Here is an 18,828-nt window from a genome sequence, read left to right as displayed (position 1 = left end):
TGCTAACCTTTATAGTGCGAGTATGTCGATCAGTTGGCATGGAATACTGTCCGGAGTGTGGAACGGAGGCGCGAACCGACGTGACGTACTGCCCGGGCTGCGGGACGGATCTCACTGAGTACCGGCAGTGGTCGCCGTCGGCCGACGCCGCCCCCGACGACGGCGGGACGGCGGACGACGGGCCGGCCACGGACCGCAGCACGGGCGACGAGGGCGACACCGACCCCGCGGGGGAGCCGTCGCCGGCCGAGGGGGAGCCGGCGGCGTCGGGCGGGGAGGCGTCCGCGTCCGAACCGGCGTCGGCCGGGCCCGAGACCGGGGTGGACGACCGGGGAGCGGCGCGGCAGGGGGTACGCGACGACGCGCCCGCGGGGGAGCCCGTCGACGGCGGGGACGGCGATACCGCTCCGCCCCGCGGCGGGAGCGACGCTCCGCCCGGTGACGCCACGGGCACCGCTCCGCCCCGCGACACAACGAGCAACGCCCCGCCGCGCGACGCCGACCAGCCCGACGCGCCCGCCGAACGGGGCCACGAAGCCGGAGGCGGCGGTCCGCGCGAGGGGTCGACCGAGGGCGGTTCGGCCGGCGGTCGCGCGGCCGGTGCGGACCAGCCACAGGGCGGCACGCGGCGGAACCCGAACCGGCCCGCGGCGGACCGCGGGCGCGACCCGGAACCACAGGGCGGCCGCGATCCGGAACCACAGGGCGGCCGCGACCGCCGCGGGCAACCCCGGGACCGACAGTCCGGCCGGGAGCGGCAGCCCGGGGCCGGCCAGCCGGGCGGCCGGGGCGGACGGCCCGAACAGGGGGCGAACGCCGGGTCGAACGCGCGGCGCGACCAGCCCGCCCCCCAGGGCGGCCGGCAGGGTGGGCGCGGCGGCCAGCAGGCCCCGAACGCCGCGGGCGGGCAGCCGACCGGCGGCGGTCGCCGTGACGGGCCGCCGGCCGGCCGGCAGGCGGCCGAGCCAGCCGGCGGCGTCGCCGGCGGGCAGGGCGGCGCGAATCAGTGGCAGGGCGAGACGGCGGGCGGGGCAGCCCCCCAGCAGGGGGCGCCCGTCGACACCGGCCCGTCGCTCGCCGACCAGGTCAAGGCGCTGCCGTTCGGCCGGAGCGCGGCGGTCGGCGCGGGGCTGTACGTCCTCACCTACGCCGTCACCTATCTCGCCTTCCTCGCCGACGTGCTCGTGATAAACGGGTCGAAACACGACCTGTCGATGTCGAACCTGATGCCGCTCTCCCCGGTCGAGAACGCCTCGGCCAGCATGTGGCAGTTCGCCGGCTGGCTGCTCTACGAGGGGCAGATGGTGACCATCGAGCGCACGCGCGTCGTCGAGACCCCGGAGGGCCAGCAGTCGACGACGGAGGCGATATCGCTGTTCGACCCGGCGTACTGGACGCGGTTCGGGTTCGGCGAACAGATCGTCACGCCGCTGCTGTACACGGCGGTCCCCGTCGTCGTGTTGGTGGTCGGCGGCGCGCTGTTCGTCCGCTTCCAGAGCGGCCGGGGCGACCCGGACGCCCCCGGCGGCGCGCTGCTGGGCGCGAGCCTCGTCGTCGGCTACACCGCCCTGGCCGCCGTCGGGGCGGTGCTCGTCTCGGCGACCGGCGGCGACTTCGAGTCCGCCGCGACGGTCGAACTCACCACCAGCCCGGTGCTGCCGGAAGCGGTCGCCCTGTCGGCCGGCTTCGCCGTCGTCGCGGCGGCGGTCGGCGGGGCTGTCGCGAGTTCGCTCGGCGGCGACGGCGGCCAGCAAGCGGCCGAAGCGCGGCCGTAGCCGCTCCCGGGTCCTTTTCCGGCGTTCTTTCAGTTCGGCAGATACGTCTCGGGGGGTCTTCGCAATCGTTGCGGCGTTCGAAATTCGAAATCCAGTTTCGCTCCTCGTAATTCATCGTGGGGCTTATTACGATGTGCGAACTTCGGACGGGTAACGCATGAGCCACGGGGAACCCGAAGACAGGACGATACTTCTCATCGGAAGCGGGCCGATCCAGATCGGACAGGCCGCGGAGTTCGACTACTCCGGCGCGCAGGCGTGTCGCGCCCTGCAGGAGGAGGGCGCGCGAGTCGTCCTCGTGAACTCGAACCCGGCGACGATCATGACCGACCCGGAGATGGCCGACGAGGTGTACATCGAGCCGATCACGACGGAGGCCATCGCCGAGATCATCCGGAAGGAACAGCCCGACGGCGTCATCGCCGGGCTGGGCGGTCAGACCGGGCTGAACGTCACCGCCGAACTCGCGGAGGAGGGCGTCCTCGACGAGCACGACGTCGAGATCATGGGGACGCCGCTCGACACCATCTACGCCACCGAGGACCGCGAACTGTTCCGCCAGCGGATGCACGACCTGGGCGAGCCGGTCCCCCAGTCGACGACGATAGCGCTCGACGACGGCGAGGCGGTCACCGACCTCGCGGAGGAGGCCCTGCGGGACCGCGTCGACGAGGCGGTCGAGTCGGTCGGCGGCCTCCCGGTCATCGCCCGCACGACGTACACGCTGGGCGGGTCGGGCTCCGGCGTCGTCGACGACATCGAGGAGCTGTACGAGCGCGTCCGGAAGGGGCTGCGCCTCTCGCGGAACAGCGAGGTGCTCATCACCGAGTCCATCGAGGGCTGGGTCGAACTGGAGTACGAGGTGATGCGGGACGCCGACGACTCCTGTATCATCATCTGCAACATGGAGAACATCGACCCGATGGGCATCCACACGGGGGAGTCCACGGTCGTCACGCCCTCGCAGGTCATCCCGGACGAGGGCCACCAGGACATGCGCGACGTCGCGCTGAAGGTCATCCGCGACCTGGAGATCCACGGCGGCTGTAACATCCAGTTCGCGTGGCGCGACGACGGCACCCCCGGCGGCGAGTACCGCGTCGTCGAGGTCAACCCCCGCGTCTCCCGCTCGTCGGCGCTGGCCTCGAAGGCGACGGGCTACCCGATCGCCCGCGTGACCGCGAAGGTCGCCCTGGGCAAGCGCCTCCACGAGATCGACAACGAGATCACCGGCGAGACGACCGCCGCCTTCGAGCCCGCCATCGACTACATCGTCACGAAGGTGCCCCGGTGGCCCATCGACAAGTTCGACGACGTCGACTTCGAACTGACGACGGCGATGAAATCGACCGGCGAGGCGATGGCGATCGGCCGCACCTTCGAGGAGAGCCTGCTCAAGGCGCTTCGCTCCTCCGAGTACTCGCCGGACGTCGACTGGGACGCGGTCGACGACGACACCCTGGAGGAACACTACCTCGAACGGCCGTCGCCCGACCGCCCGTACGCCATCTTCGAGGCGTTCGAGCGCGGGTACGACGTCGACGAGGTCGTCGACCTGACGGGGATCTACGAGTGGTACGTCGAGCGCTTCGCGAACGTCGCCGACGCGGCCGTCGCGGCCCAGGACGGCGAGTTCGGCGAGGCCGCCGAACTCGGCTTCACGAACGGGCAGGTCGCCGCGGGCATCGACTCCAGCGAGGCCTCGGAGCTGCCGCGGGCCGACGGCGGCGAGATAGACGCCGTCGAGTCCGCCGCGCCCGACCGCTCGTTCAAGCAGGTCGACACCTGTGCGGGCGAGTTCGAGGCGTCTACCCCGTACTACTACTCTGCCCGCGAGCCCGCCGCCAGCGGCGTCGCGACGGGGTACGACGAACTGCAGGTCGACACGGACGCCGAGAGCGTCGTCGTGGTCGGCGGCGGCCCGATCCGCATCGGGCAGGGCGTCGAGTTCGACTACTGCTCGGTCCACGCGGTCCGCGCGCTGCGCGAGCAGGGGATCGACGCCCACGTCGTCAACAACAACCCCGAGACCGTCTCCACGGACTACGACACCTCCGACGGCCTGTTCTTCGAGCCGATCACCGCCGAGGAGGTCGCCGACGTCGTCGAGGCGACCGGGGCCGACGGCGTGATGGTCCAGTTCGGCGGGCAGACGTCCGTCAACGTCGGCGAGCCGCTGGCCGACGAGCTGGCGCGCCGCGGCCTCGACTGCGAGATCATGGGCACCGGCGTCGAGGCGATGGACCTCGCCGAGGACCGCGACCGGTTCAACGAGCTGATGGACGACCTCGGCATCGCCCAGCCGGATGGCGGCTCCGCCACCAGCAAGGAGGGCGCGCTGGAGCTCGCCCACGACATCGGCTACCCCGTGCTCGTGCGCCCGTCGTACGTGCTCGGCGGCCGCGCGATGGACGTCGTCTACGACGACGAGGAACTGGAGGAGTACATCGAGGAGGCCGTCCGGGTCAGCCCGGACAAGCCGATCCTCGTCGACGACTTCCTCGCCGGCGCGATCGAACTCGACGTCGACGCCGTGGCCGACGGCGAGGACGTGGTCATCGGCGGCGTGATGGAACACATCGAGAGCGCGGGCGTCCACTCCGGCGACTCCGCCTGCATGATCCCGCCGCGCTCGCTCGACGACGACACGATGACCCGCGTCCGCGACGTGACCGAGGAAATCGCGACCGCGCTCGACACCGTCGGGCTGCTCAACGTCCAGCTCGCCGTGACGGGCGTCCACGAGCCCGATGAGGACGTCGAGGTGTACGTGCTGGAGGCGAACCCGCGCTCCTCCCGCACCGTCCCGTTCGTCTCGAAGGCGACCGGCGTCCCGATCGCCAAGCTCGCCGCGAAGGTGATGGCCGGCGCGTCGCTCTCGGACCTGGGCGTCCAGGAGCAGGTGCCCGAGCGGACGAGCGTGAAGGAGGTCGTCCTGCCGTTCGACCGCCTGCCGGGCAGCGACCCGCGCCTCGGCCCCGAGATGAAGTCGACGGGCGAGGTGATGGGCACGGCGTCGACGTTCGGCAAGGCCTACGACAAGGCCCAGGACTCCACCGGCAAGCCGATCCCCCGGGAGGGGACCGCCGTTGTCGACCTCTCGGCCGACGAGTTCCCCGACCCCGACACGGAGGCGGGCGAGGCGCTCGTCGAGGGGTACACCGAGCACTTCGACCTCTCGGAGGCGGTCGACCTCGTCTCGGCCGCGCAGGCCGGCGAGATAGACCTCATCGTCTCCCGCAAGCGCGAACTGCTGGAGGTGGCCGTCGAGGAGGAGATCACGTACTTCTCGACGGAGGCCAGCGCCCGCGCGGCCCTGGAGGCGCTCGACGCGGCCGACGAACCGCTCGACGTCGCGCCCGTCGACGAGCGCCCGAAGGCGGCCCGCAACTGGGGCGAGTGACGTAGCCCGCCGCAGGCTTCCGTTCTCCCCGGCCCTGCCGCCGGATCGTAACTACTATCCCGGTGATTAGGCTAACCTAAAACAACATGGGTAGCTCGGAGGCCGTTGCGGCGCGTTCCTCGACTGAGAGCCGGCAGGGGTGGTACAGCCGGACGCTCGTCCTGTTCTGTCTCACTTGTCTCGCCCTCACCGTCGCCGGCGGGCTGGCGCAGGTGAGCTTCGGGACGTACTCGATGACGATCGGCCAGGCGTGGCGCACGGTGTTCGACCCCGGCGTCGTGTTCAACCTCGACGCGTGGAACGCGTTCCTCTTCGGGGCCGAGGCCCCCGAGATGTCGACGCGGAGCGTCGTCGTCTGGAACCTCCGGCTCCCCCGGGTGTTCGTCGGCATGATCGCCGGCGCGGCGCTCGCCGTCTCGGGCGCCATCTTCCAGGCGGTCACGCGCAACGAACTGGCGAGCCCGTTCGTGCTCGGCGTGAGCTCCGGGGCCGGCTTCGCGGTGTTGCTGACGCTGGTCGTGTTCAGCGGGCTCGCGCCGTACCTGCCGTTCCTCGCGGCCGGCGGCGGGGCGCTCGCGTTCTTGGTCGTGTACGCCATCGCGTGGCAGGGCGGGACCAGCCCCGTGCGGCTCGTCCTCGCGGGCGTGATCGTCAACATGGTGTTCCAGTCGCTCCAGCGCGCGATGTTTTTCTTCGCCGACGACCTGGGCGTCGTCCAGACGGCGATCGCCTGGACGACGGGGTCGCTCACCGGCACGGGCTGGGAGGAGGTGCGGATCGCCATCCTGCCGGCCCTCATCGCCATCGTCGTGGCGCTCGCCGGCGCCCGACAGCTCAACGTCCTGCTGCTCGGCGAGCGGACGGCCCAGTCGCTGGGCATGCGCGTCGAGCGCGTCCGGTTCCTGCTCTCGGCCGTCGCCATCCTCGCGGCCAGCGCCGCCATCGCCGTGGCCGGCATCGTCGGCTTCTTCGGCCTCGTCGTGCCACACATCGTGCGGAACGTCGTCGGGAGCGACTACCGCCGGCTGATGGTCGGCTGCCTGTTCGCCGGGCCGGCGCTGATGGTCGTCGCCGACGTGGGCGCGCGGCTGTTCTTCCCGGTCGTGATGAACACGCCGAGGCAGGTGCCGGTGGGCGTCGTCACCGGCCTGGTCGGCGGGCCGTACTTCCTGTACCTGATGCGGAAACAACAGTCGATGGGTGAACTCTGATGCCAACCACGAACGTGGACGCGCGGGCGGACGAACCGGACCACGAGCCGATCACCGACGGCGACGGCGCGGTCGTCGACAGCGCCCTCGTCGGCGACGGGCTCGAACTGAGTTACCCGACGAGCGACGGCACCGTCGTCGACTGCGCCCGCCTCGACATCCCGGAGGGGGCCGTCACCGCGCTCGTGGGGCCGAACGGCAGCGGCAAGAGCACGCTCCTGAAGGCGCTCTCGGACCACCTCACACCGGACGCCGGGACGGTGCGGATCCGCGGCCGGGATCTGGACTCCTTCGGGAAGAAGGAACTCGCCCGGGAAATGGGCGTGCTCTCCCAGGAGAACGACCCGGTCGACGGGATCACCGTCGAGGACCTGGCGTACCACGGGCGCTACCCGCACCGGGGCTTTTTCGACGACGTCTCGGAAGCCGACCGCGAGGCGGTCGAACGCGCGCTGGATCTGGCCGGCGTCGACCACCTCCGGGACGCCGAACTGGGGCAGCTGAGCGGCGGGCAAAAGCAGCTGGCCTGGATCGCGATGGTGCTCGCCCAGGAGACGGACGTCCTGTTGCTCGACGAGCCGACGACCTTCCTCGACCTGTACCACCAGTTCCGCGTGCTGGAGACCGTACGCCAGCTCAACGAGCGCCAGGACGTCACCGTCGCCGTCGTGCTCCACGACATCGCCCAGGCCGCCCGGTTCGCGGACTACCTGGTGGCGATGCGCGACGGCGAACTGTACGACTGGGGCCCCCCGGAGGAGGTCGTGACCGAACAACTGCTCGCGGACGTGTTCGGCGTCGAGGCGACCGTCGAGCACGAGCCGGAACTGCAGGTCCTCCCCCACCACGCGCTGCCCGACGAGAGCGAGTGAATCCGGTCGGGGTTCCGGAACGCTTATGATGTTTTAGGCCGGCCTAAAAAATATGCCAGACGGACGGCGCACGACGAGACGGAACGTCCTCAGAACGACCGCCGCGGCCGCCGGCGTGGGTGCGGTCGCCGGCTGTACGTCCTACGGCGGCTCGGACGAGGAGACGGACGACGGCGGCGACGGCAACGCTTCGAACGACGGGGACTCGGACGACGGATCGAGCGGACCGTACTCCGTGACGATGGAGCCGGTCGGCACCGTCGAGTTCGACGGCGTCCCCGAGACATGGGTCGCCAACAACGGGAGCTGGGCCGACATGGGCGTCGCGCTCGGGCGCGAGCCGCCGGAGGCGGTCTGGCTGCCGAGCCGGTACCACACCCAGTACTACGACGAGATCCCCGGTGTCAGCCCCGACAAGAGCGGCATGGTTCGGCTGTCCGACGACGGCGTCGACCCCGAGAAGTTCTACGAGATCGACGCCGACGTCCACGTCATCGACCCGAACTTCCTGACCGGCCGGTGGTCGGACAGCTGGAGCATGGACGACGTCGAGGAGGTCGAGCGGGTCACGGGCGGCCCCTTCTTCGGCAACAGCATCTTCTCGACGGGCTACGCGTGGCACGAGGACTACCCGTACCTCTCGCTGTACGAGGCGTTCGGGAAGCTCGCGGAGGTGTTCCAGCGGACCGACCGGTACGAGGCGTTCGTCGACCTCCACGACGAGTTCCAGTCGACCCTCGACGACGTCGTCCCGCCCGAGGGCGAGCGCCCGGCGGTCGCGATCATGTGGGCGGCCGGCAACGACCCCGACGAGTTCTCGCCGTACCTCATCGGCGAGGGGACGAGCTTCAAGCAGTGGCGCGACCTGCAGGTCCGCGACGCGTTCGCCGAGACCGACGTGCGGGACTTCCACGAGACCCGGGGCAGAGTCGACTACGAGACGCTGCTCGACATCGACCCCGAGATCATCATGTTCCGCGGCCACGAGGCCCAGACCCGCGAGGAGTTCCGGAACACCCTCGTCGCCAACATGGAGAGCAACGACACCGCAAAGCAACTGACCGCCGTCCAGAACGGCGACGTCTACCGCGGCGGCCCGCTCTACCAGGGGCCGATCACGAACCTCGTCGTCACCGAGCGCGCCGCCCAGCAGGTGTACGGCGTCGAGGAGGAACTGTTCGACCGCGAGCGGGTCGCCGACATCGTCGCCGGCGACGTGTAGCTCAGTACGCCTCGGACTCCTCGACCGGACCCCAGATCACGAACTCGTCGCACTCCGGACACTGGAGCGGCGGCATCTCGTGGACGCTCCCGGCCAACTGTCTGTTGTCGACGACGATGCCGCAGTTCCCGCACTGTTTCGCCATGGGATCGCCAGGTAGCCCGGCGGCTTAGTCCGAGCTTATCGTTGCGCGTCGTTCGGACAGTTTCGGACCGTTCCAGCCGCTTTACGGCCGAAACAGTCGTCGTCGGGCACCGGATCCCGCCCCCGCGCTGGCGACTGCTGGCCGGACGCGTTGCTGGGAGTGTGTCAGAAGGGCGGCGTCGTCGGCCGATCCCAGCCGACGACCGCAGTCTCCCGATGAAACGCTCACCGTCGGACCGAGAGTCCGACGAGCCCACGCTCGCGTCGCTCGCGTGGACGACCGATCAGTCGTCGACCAATCTCAGCCGACGACCGCAGTCTCGCGATGGAACGCTCGACCGATCAGTCGTCGGCTGGAGCCGCCGTCGTCCGGCTCTCCGTCAGCCCCAGCACGTCGTCGAAGAAGTCCAGCGAGTCGTTCGGTCCGGGGTTGGCCTCGGGGTGGTACTGGCGGGTGATGACGCCGAGTTCGTCGCTGTCGAGGCCCTCCGGCGTGTCGTCGTTGACGTTGATCTGCGTCACGTCGAGGACGTCGCCGGGGTCGCCGACCGTGTACCCGTGGTTCTGCGTGGTCATCACCACGCGGTTCGTCTTCAGGTCGCGGACGGGCTGGTTGACGCCGCGGTGGCCGAAGTCCATCTTCTCCGTCGTGCCGCCGAGCGCGCGGGCGACGACCTGCTGGCCGAGGCAGATGCCGGCGATGGGCACCTCGCCGACGAGGGTGTCGACGAGTTCCTCGGCGGCCTCGAAGTTCGCCGGGTCGCCGGGGCCGTTCGAGATGAAGAGGAGATCCGGGTCGACGGCTGCGACGTCGGACTCGGTCGCGTCGTACGGTAGGACGTGGACGTCCGCGCCGCGGGCGACTAGCGAGTCGACGATGGAGCCCTTCGCGCCGCAGTCGACCAAGGCGACGTCGGCGTCGGCGTACGTGCCGTCGGGGTCGCCCTCGTGGACGGTGGGCTCGGCGACGCTGACCTGCGCGCCGATGTCCTCGTGTTCGCTCATGGCCTTGCAGGCCTCCAGTTCGGCCAGCGCGTCCTCCTCGGTCACGTCGTCGCCGACGGCGATGCCGCACTTCATCGCGCCGCCCTCGCGGATGTCGGTCACGAGGTCGCGCGTGTCGATGTGGTCGACCGCGGGGACGCCCTCATCGGCGAGCCACTCGGCGACGTCGTCGGTGAGTTCGCGGGCGACGACGGCTCGGGGGTGGACGCGGTCGGACTCGAAGCGGTCCTCCCGCACGCCGTAGTTCCCGATCAGGGGGTAGGAGAAGGTGAGCACCTGCTCCTCGTAGGAGGGGTCGGTCAGGCTCTCCTCGTACCCGGTGTACGCTGTCGTAAAGACCAGTTCGCCGCGGCTCGTTCCGGGAGCACGGCCACGCGCCGCGACCACGTGCCCGCCCTCGAGCGCTACGTAGGCGTCCATCGTTACGAACTACGTATAGCTCGGCGGTCTATAAACCTTGCTTTCGAAGCGAAGTTACGAATTTCGAAATCGTCAAGTTCCCCCCGCTGGTAGCGTCGCATCTCGATGGACGACCTCGACCAGCAGATCCTGAACATCCTCCGACGGGACGCGCGAACGGCGTACACCGAGATCGCCGACCGGGTCGGAACCTCGGAGGGGACCGTGCGGAACCGCGTCGAACGAATGACCGAGGAGGGGATAATCGAGCGGTTCACCGTCACGACCCGGACGGGCAACGTGAAGGCGATGATAGAGGTGAGCGTCGCGGTCGACGTCGACACCACCGCCGTCTCCGACCGGATGGCCGAGTGGGAGGAGGTCGACTTCGTCTGGCAGGTCAGCGGCGAGGAGGACGTGGTGCTCGTCGTCGACGCCTCGGACACGCAGGGCGTGAACGAACTGATCACGCAGGCCCGCGAACTGGAGGACGTCCAGAGCACGAAGACGCGGCTGATCCTCGACGAGAAACTGGGTTAGCGCTCGCCCTCGCCGGGCGGCGTGCCGACGCCGGGGGTCGCCCAGTCCGGCCGGTCCAGATACCCCTTCCACTCGTGGATCCGCCGGTAGGCAGGCCGGAGCAGCCCGTTTGGGAAGCCGCTGCTCACGTGCGCCTCGACGCGGCCGTCGCGGATCGCCGCGACCACGCTCTCCGGGGTGAGTTCGTCGGCGTCGACGGTGGTGAACGCCCGCCCGACCTCGAAGGGGTAGTGGGCGTCGCTCCCGCCGGTCATCGGCAGGTCGTGGCCCCGCGCGAGGTGTTCGACCCACGGCCGGGTGCGGGGGTGCTTGCCGTTTATCTCGATGGCGTCGAACGGCGCGTCGACGTCCCGGACCGTGCTGTTGCGGTAGGGGTGTGCGATGACCGCGGCGCAGTCGCGCTCGTGGGCCAGCGCGACCGTCTCCTCCGGCGTCAGCGTCCCCGGAGCGGTGTTCCGGGGCGGGTCGGGGCCGACGACGAGCACGTGGCCCCGCGTCGTCGTCACCTCAATGCCGGGCACCACCACGAAGTCGTCGGGCGTCTCGAACGTGCGGTAGTAGTCGTGGTTCGTCGTGGCGAGGCCGTGCAGGCCGCGCCGCCTCGCCGCCCAGACGAGCAGCCGGAACCCCGCCGGGTCGTACGCCTCGCCGAGGCGCGGCCGGCCGTGGAAAAAGCGGGTGTGGGCGTGGAGGTCGATGGCGAACACGCTCGGCGTACCACGGCGACGGCCTTATGCGTCGCCCTCCGGGGCGGCGTCCACCCGGCCAGTTTTGCCCCTCGCCCGCGTCGTTCGACCGGGGGATACCAGTGAGCAACACGACGACCGGGGACGACGAGCGTCGCGTCCTCGTCCTGAACCCGGAGAGCGGCAGCGGGGACCACGCGCCGGAGGTCCACGGCCGGGCGAACGACCACGGGTTCGAGGTGCGCGAGACGGCCGCGGCCGGCGACGCCGTCGAGTTCGCCCGGGAGGCGGCCGTGTCGGGCGCGGACCTGGTCGCCGCGGCGGGCGGCGACGGGACGCTGAACGAGGTCGTTCGGGGGATCGACCGGGCCGAAGCGCTCGACGACGTGACGTTTGGCGTCGTCCCGTCCGGGACGGGCAACAACTTCGCGGGCAACGTCGGGATCCGCGGGATCCGCCACGCCTTCGAGGTGATCGAGTCCGGCGAGCGGCGGACGATAGACCTCGGCTACGCGAACGGCCAGGCGTTTCTCAACTCCTGTGTCGGCGGGCTGACGGCGGACGCGAGCGCCAACACCAGTTCCGAGCTGAAAGAGCGCCTCGGGATCGTCGCCTACGTCGTCAACACGCTGCGGACCGCCGCGGCGTTCGAGGGCATGCCGCTGCACGTCGAGACGAGCGACGAAATCGCCGAGACGTGGCGGGGCGACGCGCTGATCGTGTTGATCGGCAACTGCCGCCGCGCCCCGGAGGGCGACGCCCGGACGCAGGCCAACGTCGAGGACGGCCTGCTGGAGGTGACGATCGTCGAGGAGGCGCCGACCGGCGACCTCGCCCGGGACGCCCTCGTCCATCGCCTCTTCGGGGCCGATTCGACGGGGACGGTCAAGCTTCGCACCCCATCGCTTTCCGTCACCACCCGCGGCGACGAGATCAACTACAGCCTCGACGGCGAGATGATCGCGGCGACCGACCTCCGGGTCGACACGGCGCGCCGGGCGCTCCGACTCCCCGTGGGCGAGGCCTACGAACCCGACCCGGACTGATCCGAAGAGGGTATGGGAGCCCCGGCCGATCCCTGTGCTATGAGTGCCGACGACGGGTCCGCCGAGGGCCTGACGCACGAGAACGCGGGGCAGGACGTGATCGCCGTCGACGCCGACGACAACGCCGAGGGACTCGTCAACCGGCTGGAGGCACACACCGGCGACGGGATCCGCCACCGTGCCTTCACCGCGCTCGTCTTCGACGAGGACGGTAACATCCTGCTCGCCCAGCGCAGCCCGGACAAGCGACTCTGGGACACCCACTGGGACGGCACCGTCGCCTCCCACCCCGTCGAGGGACAGACCCAGAAGGAGGCGACCCGCCAGCGCCTGGAGGAGGAACTCGGCGTCACCCCCGACCAGTACGACGACCTGCACCTGACGGACAAGTTCGAGTACAAGCGCTACTACGAGAACGCCGGCGTCGAGCACGAGGTGTGTGCCGTCCTCCAGTTGACGCTGACCGACACGACGCTCGACCCGGACGCCGAGGAGGTCGCCGGCCTGATGTGGGTCCCCTACGAGCGCCTCCACCGGAACCCGCAGTGGTACCGCCAGCTCCGCCTCTGTCCCTGGTTCGAGATCGCCATGCGCCGCGACGTGGAATAGTCTGGAAGAACGTTCGGGTTTGAACGCTCCTCTCGGTCGTGTGGTCGGTTGAAAGCCGGTAAACTGCGTCGAATTCTCCAAAAAACACCCGAAACTACCCGAAACATTCAGTTCTATGGCAAGGATTGATACGTAGCGAGCACGTAGCCGTATCCGAGCCAATGACCGAGACGACGGCGGACGCCTGTGCCGGAACGCTCGACCTCACCCGGTCGGAACAGTGGGTCCTCCACCACGCGATGCTGCGGGAACTCGAAGCGGCGGCCGACGACGGCGAGACGGAGCCGTGGTGGGCGATCGCCGTCCTCGAACAGGTCGAGTCCCAGGGCACCCTGTCGCTGACGTGCTTCGAGGCGTGGCGGGTCAAGCGGTCGCTCCGGACGTACGCGGACGACGCGCCCGCCCGCGACGTCGACGCGGCCGAGGACGTCGCCGGCCGGCTGTCGGCGGCCTACGAGTCCCCGCCGCTGGCGGCGCCGTGACCGTGTGACCCCCGGAGCGGCGTTCACCCGCACTTACGCCGACACCGCCGGTTCGCTGACGGGTCCGCCGGGAGACAGGCAGCCACGGCGACAGGCGGGCGCGCCGACGGGTATCGCGCCTGAGAACAGAAACCCGACCGTAGCCCCGTAACGGCGAATTTCCGCCGCTGGACGCCCACGAGCGTCGATCCGGCACGCTCGAACGCCCCGTCTCCCTCCGCCGCGGCCGGCAGGTACCGATCCGGTCAAGCCGTTGTCAGGGTTACCGCCGCGTTTCCGCCGCGAGCGGCGCTCTGAACGTTCTGGGGCGTTTATCCCCGGCGTCGTGGTGCGAAACGGCGTCGATGAGAGTAACAACAGGTGCATTCAGCACGGTGTTCGTCGCGGTTCTGATGGTGCTGTCCGGCGGGGTAGCCGCCGTGGCAGCGTCGGACGTGACGACACAGGAAGCGACGACGGACGTATCGATCGACGACCAGACGACTACGGGTAACTCCGCCACCGCCCAGCTCACCGCCCCCGAGGGCGGGTACGTGGTCCTCCACGAGGGATCGCTCGACGGGCCGGTGATCGGCGTCTCCGAGTACGCCGAGTCCGACGAACCCCGGAGCGTCGACGTACGGCTCCGGGAGCCCGTCGACGGCTCCACCGACGTCGTCGCGGTCGTCCACGAGGACTCCAACGACAACCAGGAGTTCGACTCCGCCGAGGACCGTCGGTACCGGACCGACGACGGCGAGTTCGTCACCGACAACGCGACGCTGACCGCGCAGGGTGACGGGGGGCCGAACGAGAACGCCGCCGGGACCGGACAGGACGCGGCGACGGACAACGACACGGCGACGGACAACGACACGACGTTCGGCGACGGTGACGACGTGATGGGGAACGCGACCGACGACAACGTCACGGCCGGCGACCTGTCCGTCGGCGAGACGGGGAACGCCACCGTCGTGTTCATGATGGTCCAGAACCTGACGGTGGAGAACGTCGAGAACCTCACCGTCGAGAACGTCGTCGTCGTGACCGACGCGGACAACCTGACCAACCGGACCGGCGGGATGGACGACGGGCCCGAGGACAACGGGACCGACGACGAGAACGTCTCCGACGACGAGGGCGACGCCGCCCCCACGGCCAACGTCACCTTCGAGAACCAGACGAGCAACGGCACGTCGGTGACCGTCGAATCGGTCAACACCAGCGAGGGCGGCTTCGTCGCGATTCACGACGCCTCGTTGCTCGACGGCAACGTAGTCGGTAGCGTGGTCGGCGTCTCGGAGTACGTCGAACCCGGCGAGCAGGAGAACCTGACGGTCGACCTGTTCGACGTCCCGGGCGCTGACTTCGGTCAGGACGAACTGAGCGGGAACCAGACGTTGATCGCGATGCCGCATCTGGACACGAACGGCAACGAGACGTACGACTTCGTCGCCACGAACGCGTCGGAAGACGGCCCGTACGTGAACGAAACGGGCAGTCCGGTTGTCGACGATGCCTCCGTGACCGTCGAAGCTGAGGCGGACGACGGGAACGAGACCGAGGCGGACGACGGGAATGAGACCGAGGCGGAGCCGAACGCGACGGTGAGCTTCGAGAACCAGACGAGCAACGGCACGTCGGTGACCGTCGACTCGGTCAACACCAGCGAGGGTGGCTTCGTCGCGATTCACGACGCCTCGTTGCTTGACGGCAACGTGATCGGCAGCGTGATCGGCGTCTCGGAGTACGTCGAACCCGGCGAGGAGGAGAACCTGACGGTCGAACTGTTCGACGTGCCGGGAGCCGACTTCGGACAGGACGAACTGTCGGAAAACGGGACGCTGATCGCGATGCCGCACTTGGACACGAACGACAACGAGACGTACGACTTCGTCGCTACGAACGGGACCGCGGACGGCCCGTACGTGAACGACACGGGTAGTCCGGTCGTCGACGACGCCTCCGTGACCGTCGAATCCGAAGGGATGGTCGACGGGAACGAGACCGAGGCGGAGCCGAACGCGACGGTGAACTTCGAGAACCAGAGCACCGACGGCGCGACGGTGACCGTCGAATCGGTGAACACCAGCGACGGCGGCTTCGTCGCCATCCACGACGCCTCGTTGCTCGACGGCAACGTGATCGGCAGCGTGGTCGGCGTCTCGGAGTACGTCGAACCCGGCGAGGAGGAGACCGACCTCGAAATCGACCTGTTCGAGGTCCCGGGCGCTAACTTCACGGAAGACGAACTCGACGAGAACGGGACGCTGATCGCGATGCCGCATCTGGACACGAACGGCAACGAGACGTACGACTTCGTCGCCACGAACGCGTCGGAAGACGGCCCGTACGTGAACGACACGGGGAGCCCGGTCGTCGACGACGCCTTCGTGACCATCGAAGCTGCGGACGAGCCCGGTGACGACGACGCCGCGCCGGACGACGATGGCGTCGTCGACGGGAACGCGACCGATGACAACGCCACTGACGAGAACGTCACCGACGACGAACCCGTCACCGGTGACGACAACCTCACTGACGATGATAACGTAACCGACGGCGAGAACGTCACTGACGACGGGGACGTCGTCGACGGCGACAACGTGACCGACGACGGCGGCGTGACGGACGACAACGTCACCGACGACGGGAACGGGACGGACGACGGGAACGGAACGGACGGTCCGGCGGTGACCCTGATCGACGTCGCGTTCGACCGGGTCGCGGCTGGCCTGTTCGCGTAGCTCACGCCGGTCTCATTTTTCGCTGCCGCGGACCGCGGCCCAGACGGCCGTCGCCCCGAGCAGGAACGCCGGGATGAGGGGGAGTATCAGGAACGCGACCCGGAACGGGAGCGCGGGCGGCCGCCAGAGGACGAGCGCGGGCACCACCAGAAAGCAGAGGACGATGACCCCGACCAGCGTCCAGCCTCGCCAGTCGAACTCGCGGTCCACGGCGTCCTCGCTCGTCGCGGTGCCGTCCGGGTCGTGGACGTAGCCGCCCTCGTCAGAGCTCACTGTCGGGAATTACGACTACCTTCCCAAAGCCCTCACGGTTCTCCAGCATCTCGTGGGCGCGAGCCGTTTCGCTCATCGGCAGGACCGCCCGCGTCCGCGGCTCGAACGTGCCGTCCCAGACGAGTTCCAGCACGTCGTCGACCTGTCCGGGCGTCGCCATCGTCGACCCGATCACCTGGAGCTGGTTCCAGAAGATGCGATTGATATCGGTCTCGGGGCTCGGGCCGGTCGTCGCCCCGCAGGTGAGCAGGCGGCCGCCCTTCGCGAGGCTCGCGAGCGAGTCGGTCCACGTCGCCGCGCCGACGTGGTCGACGACGACGTCGACGCCGCGTTTGCCGGTCAGTTCCCGGACGCGCTCGGCGAAGTTCTCGGCCTCGTAGTCGATGACGTGGTCCGCGCCGCAGTCGCGGGCGTGTTCGAGCTTCTCGTCGCTGCTACCCGTCGCGTACACGGTCGCGCCGGCGTGGTCGGCGATCTGGACCGCCGCGTGACCGACGCCGCCGCTCGCGCCCAGCACGAGCACGTCCTCGCCGGCGGTCACGTCGCCGCGGTCCATCAGCATCCGCCAGGCGGTCTGGAACACCAGCGGCGCGGCCGCCGCCGTCTCCCAGTCGACGCCCTCGGGGACGGGGACGAGGTTCTTCGCGGGGACCGCCGCGTACTCGCTGTGGACGCCGCGGGTGTGCTCGCCGATGACGCCGAAGCGGACGCACATCGACGGGTCGCCGTCGCGGCAGTACTCGCACTCCCCGCAGTACGACCCGGCCGCGAGCGCGACGCGGTCGCCGGGCTCGAACCGCGAGACGCGGTCGCCCACCGCCTCCACGACGCCCGCACCGTCGCTGCCCGGCACGTGGGGCATCTCCAGGTCGATGTGGGGCAGCCCGCGGCGCGTCCACACGTCGAGGTGGTTGAGCGCGCCGGCCTTCACGTCGACCAGCACCTCGTCGGCCGCCGGGTCGGGGTCCGGGAACTCGCCGTACTCGATGACGTCGGTGTCGCCGTGGTCCGTGAACTTGACGGCCTGCATGCCCGGAACGTCGGCGAGCGCGGGCAAAAAGACGACGAAAGACCACGATAGTTCCGGGGGAGACTTTTGTGGCCGCCGCCGGAACGGACGGATATGGTCGACTTCCAGTCACGCGACACGCGGCGGGGGCTAGACGAGGAGGACGAGGGGGACGGCGAGGGGGAGAGCGAGGACCCCGATTCGGCGGCCGAGCCGGAAGACTCCGGCGAGGAGGCGGCCCCGGACGAGCGGGCGGCGTCGGACGCCTCGGCGGACGACCCCGCCGTGACGGAGGCCGACGCCGACGACGGCGCGGCGGCGGAGCGCGACGGTCCGGCCGACAACGGCCACGACCACGGCGGTTCACACGGCTCCGGGGGCGACGCCCACGACGACCACACACACGTGGCTGGCGAGGACCACGCCCACGACGACCACCACCACCACGACGTCGACTCGCTCGGGGTGGCGGTGGTCACGGTCTCCTCGTCGCGGACGCTGTCGGACGACCCCGCGGGCGACACGATCACCGCGACGATGGAGGCCGCGGACGACGAGGTGGTCACCCGCGAACTGATCCCCGACGACTACGACCGCATCGAGGGGACGCTCGACAACCTCGTCGGCCGCGAGGACGTGGACGTGGTGGTGACGACCGGCGGCACCGGCGTCACGCCGGACGACGTGACGATAGAGGCCGCGAAGCGCCTGTTCGACAAGGAACTGCCGGGCTTCGGCGAACTGTTCCGCCTGCTCTCCTACGACGAGATCGGGACGAAGGTGGTCGCCACGCGGGCGACCGCCGGCATCGTCGACGGCGTCCCGGTGTTCTGTCTCCCCGGGAGCGAGAACGCCGCGCTGCTCGGCGCGGAGGCGATCATCTCGGAGCAGGCGGGCCACATCGCCGGCCTGGCGAAGCGTGACGAGTAGCCGGCGCTGTCCGCACCCGTCCGCTGCGCGTCGGTCACCCCGGCATCGGACAGAGGCTGGCGGTCAGCACCGCGACGTCGTCGCCGTCGTTGCGCGCGCCGTGGGCGACCCCACGTTCGTGGAGGACGACCCCCGGCGCGGCGACCTCCTCCTCGTCGCCGTCCTGCAGTACGGTCACGGTCCCCTCGACGACGTGGAAGACGTTGGTCGAGTCGGCGTGTTCGTGCGGGTCCAGTTTCGCCCCGGGGCCCAGGGCGAACGCCTTCACGAGCACGTCGTCGGCGACGACGACCTCCCCGTCGACGACTTCGCCGGGGGAAGGGTCGAGGTCCGGATAGCGGTCGAGCGACATGGCACGGGGTACGGCGTCGTCAGGAATAGTGGTGTCGGCCCGCGGGCGGGGAGCGCTGGCCCGGCGTGCGGCGTTCGATCCGGGGGTCCGGGATCGGTCTCTCCCAACCGCGACGACGTCGCCCGTCGTTCGCCGACACTCACA

The 18,828-nt window shown here is 69.9% G+C and carries 17 protein-coding genes; 11 read left to right on the top strand and 6 right to left on the bottom strand.

Annotated elements, in window-relative coordinates:
- Window positions 1-38 precede the first annotated feature (38 nt).
- From EYW40_RS09690 to EYW40_RS09670, 5 genes are all read left to right on the top strand, one after another.
- On the top strand, window positions 39-1,775 hold the full coding sequence (locus EYW40_RS09690) for a DUF7978 family protein (RefSeq protein ID WP_135821404.1): 1,737 nt from the start codon (window positions 39-41) through the stop codon (window positions 1,773-1,775).
- Between the two features lie 157 nt (window positions 1,776-1,932).
- The gene (gene carB / locus EYW40_RS09685; RefSeq protein ID WP_135821403.1) at window positions 1,933-5,178 is read left to right on the top strand and encodes a carbamoyl-phosphate synthase large subunit; all 3,246 of its coding nucleotides are present in this window, start codon (window positions 1,933-1,935) and stop codon (window positions 5,176-5,178) included.
- An 86-nt stretch (window positions 5,179-5,264) separates the two neighbouring features.
- On the top strand, window positions 5,265-6,389 hold the full coding sequence (locus tag EYW40_RS09680; RefSeq protein ID WP_135821402.1) for a FecCD family ABC transporter permease: 1,125 nt from the start codon (window positions 5,265-5,267) through the stop codon (window positions 6,387-6,389).
- Window positions 6,389-7,261 (top strand): ABC transporter ATP-binding protein, encoded by an 873-nt coding sequence (locus EYW40_RS09675; protein ID WP_135821401.1) that lies wholly within the window; start codon window positions 6,389-6,391, stop codon window positions 7,259-7,261. The genes EYW40_RS09680 and EYW40_RS09675 overlap by 1 nt, the downstream gene beginning before the upstream one ends.
- Window positions 7,262-7,313: 52 nt before the next feature.
- Complete coding sequence (locus tag EYW40_RS09670) at window positions 7,314-8,483, top strand: ABC transporter substrate-binding protein (protein WP_135821400.1); 1,170 nt, start codon at window positions 7,314-7,316, stop codon at window positions 8,481-8,483.
- A gap of 1 nt (window position 8,484) precedes the next feature.
- On the opposite strand, the gene EYW40_RS19610 is transcribed toward EYW40_RS09670, so the two are convergent.
- Both EYW40_RS19610 and carA read right to left on the bottom strand, forming a co-directional pair.
- The gene (locus EYW40_RS19610) at window positions 8,485-8,628 is read right to left on the bottom strand and encodes a hypothetical protein (protein WP_161973190.1); all 144 of its coding nucleotides are present in this window, start codon (window positions 8,626-8,628) and stop codon (window positions 8,485-8,487) included.
- Between the two features lie 341 nt (window positions 8,629-8,969).
- Complete coding sequence (carA, locus tag EYW40_RS09665) at window positions 8,970-10,052, bottom strand: glutamine-hydrolyzing carbamoyl-phosphate synthase small subunit (RefSeq protein ID WP_135821399.1); 1,083 nt, start codon at window positions 10,050-10,052, stop codon at window positions 8,970-8,972.
- Between the two features lie 105 nt (window positions 10,053-10,157).
- On the opposite strand from carA, the gene EYW40_RS09660 reads away from it, so the two are divergent.
- Window positions 10,158-10,571, top strand: coding sequence for an Lrp/AsnC family transcriptional regulator (locus EYW40_RS09660; protein ID WP_135821398.1), 414 nt, complete (start codon window positions 10,158-10,160; stop codon window positions 10,569-10,571).
- Here the strand turns inward: EYW40_RS09660 and EYW40_RS09655 are convergent.
- Window positions 10,568-11,278 carry a CehA/McbA family metallohydrolase gene (locus EYW40_RS09655; RefSeq protein ID WP_135821397.1) on the bottom strand — a complete coding sequence of 237 codons (711 nt, stop codon included), beginning with the start codon at window positions 11,276-11,278 and terminating at the stop codon, window positions 10,568-10,570. The two genes, EYW40_RS09660 and EYW40_RS09655, sit on opposite strands and share 4 nt — an antisense overlap.
- Before the next feature lie 101 nt (window positions 11,279-11,379).
- Between EYW40_RS09655 and EYW40_RS09650 the strand changes: the two genes are divergently transcribed.
- The 4 genes from EYW40_RS09650 to EYW40_RS09635 all read left to right on the top strand — a co-directional run bounded on the left by EYW40_RS09650 (window position 11,380) and on the right by EYW40_RS09635 (window position 16,120).
- The gene (locus EYW40_RS09650) at window positions 11,380-12,303 is read left to right on the top strand and encodes a diacylglycerol/lipid kinase family protein (protein WP_237560587.1); all 924 of its coding nucleotides are present in this window, start codon (window positions 11,380-11,382) and stop codon (window positions 12,301-12,303) included.
- A gap of 39 nt (window positions 12,304-12,342) precedes the next feature.
- Window positions 12,343-12,912, top strand: coding sequence for an NUDIX hydrolase (locus EYW40_RS09645; RefSeq protein ID WP_135821395.1), 570 nt, complete (start codon window positions 12,343-12,345; stop codon window positions 12,910-12,912).
- Between the two features lie 161 nt (window positions 12,913-13,073).
- Complete coding sequence (locus tag EYW40_RS09640; RefSeq protein WP_135821394.1) at window positions 13,074-13,394, top strand: DUF7853 family protein; 321 nt, start codon at window positions 13,074-13,076, stop codon at window positions 13,392-13,394.
- Window positions 13,395-13,738: 344 nt separating this feature from the next.
- Window positions 13,739-16,120: a DUF7282 domain-containing protein gene (locus EYW40_RS09635; RefSeq protein ID WP_135821393.1), complete on the top strand. Its 2,382-nt coding sequence runs from the start codon at window positions 13,739-13,741 to the stop codon at window positions 16,118-16,120.
- 12 nt (window positions 16,121-16,132) lie between these two features.
- On the opposite strand, the gene EYW40_RS09630 is transcribed toward EYW40_RS09635, so the two are convergent.
- Together EYW40_RS09630 and EYW40_RS09625 are read right to left on the bottom strand one after the other, a co-directional pair.
- A complete protein-coding gene (locus tag EYW40_RS09630) occupies window positions 16,133-16,393 on the bottom strand; it encodes a DUF7977 family protein (protein WP_135821392.1) in 261 nt (86 codons plus the stop codon).
- Window positions 16,383-17,423, bottom strand: coding sequence for a zinc-binding dehydrogenase (locus tag EYW40_RS09625; protein WP_135821391.1), 1,041 nt, complete (start codon window positions 17,421-17,423; stop codon window positions 16,383-16,385). The genes EYW40_RS09630 and EYW40_RS09625 overlap by 11 nt, the downstream gene beginning before the upstream one ends.
- A 264-nt stretch (window positions 17,424-17,687) precedes the next feature.
- Here EYW40_RS09625 and EYW40_RS20190 point away from each other — a divergent pair, with 264 nt between their 5' ends.
- On the top strand, window positions 17,688-18,332 hold the full coding sequence (locus EYW40_RS20190) for a MogA/MoaB family molybdenum cofactor biosynthesis protein (RefSeq protein WP_135822052.1): 645 nt from the start codon (window positions 17,688-17,690) through the stop codon (window positions 18,330-18,332).
- Window positions 18,333-18,366: 34 nt separating this feature from the next.
- On the opposite strand, the gene EYW40_RS09615 is transcribed toward EYW40_RS20190, so the two are convergent.
- The gene (locus tag EYW40_RS09615) at window positions 18,367-18,684 is read right to left on the bottom strand and encodes a cupin domain-containing protein (protein ID WP_135821390.1); all 318 of its coding nucleotides are present in this window, start codon (window positions 18,682-18,684) and stop codon (window positions 18,367-18,369) included.
- Between the last annotated feature and the right edge of the window lie 144 nt (window positions 18,685-18,828).

Source organism: Halostella litorea (assembly GCF_004785955.1).
In the GTDB taxonomy this organism is placed as follows: domain Archaea; phylum Halobacteriota; class Halobacteria; order Halobacteriales; family Natronoarchaeaceae; genus Halostella; species Halostella litorea.
Note: the sequence above shows the minus strand (reverse complement) of the source record. Positions and strands in the feature narration are given on the sequence as shown.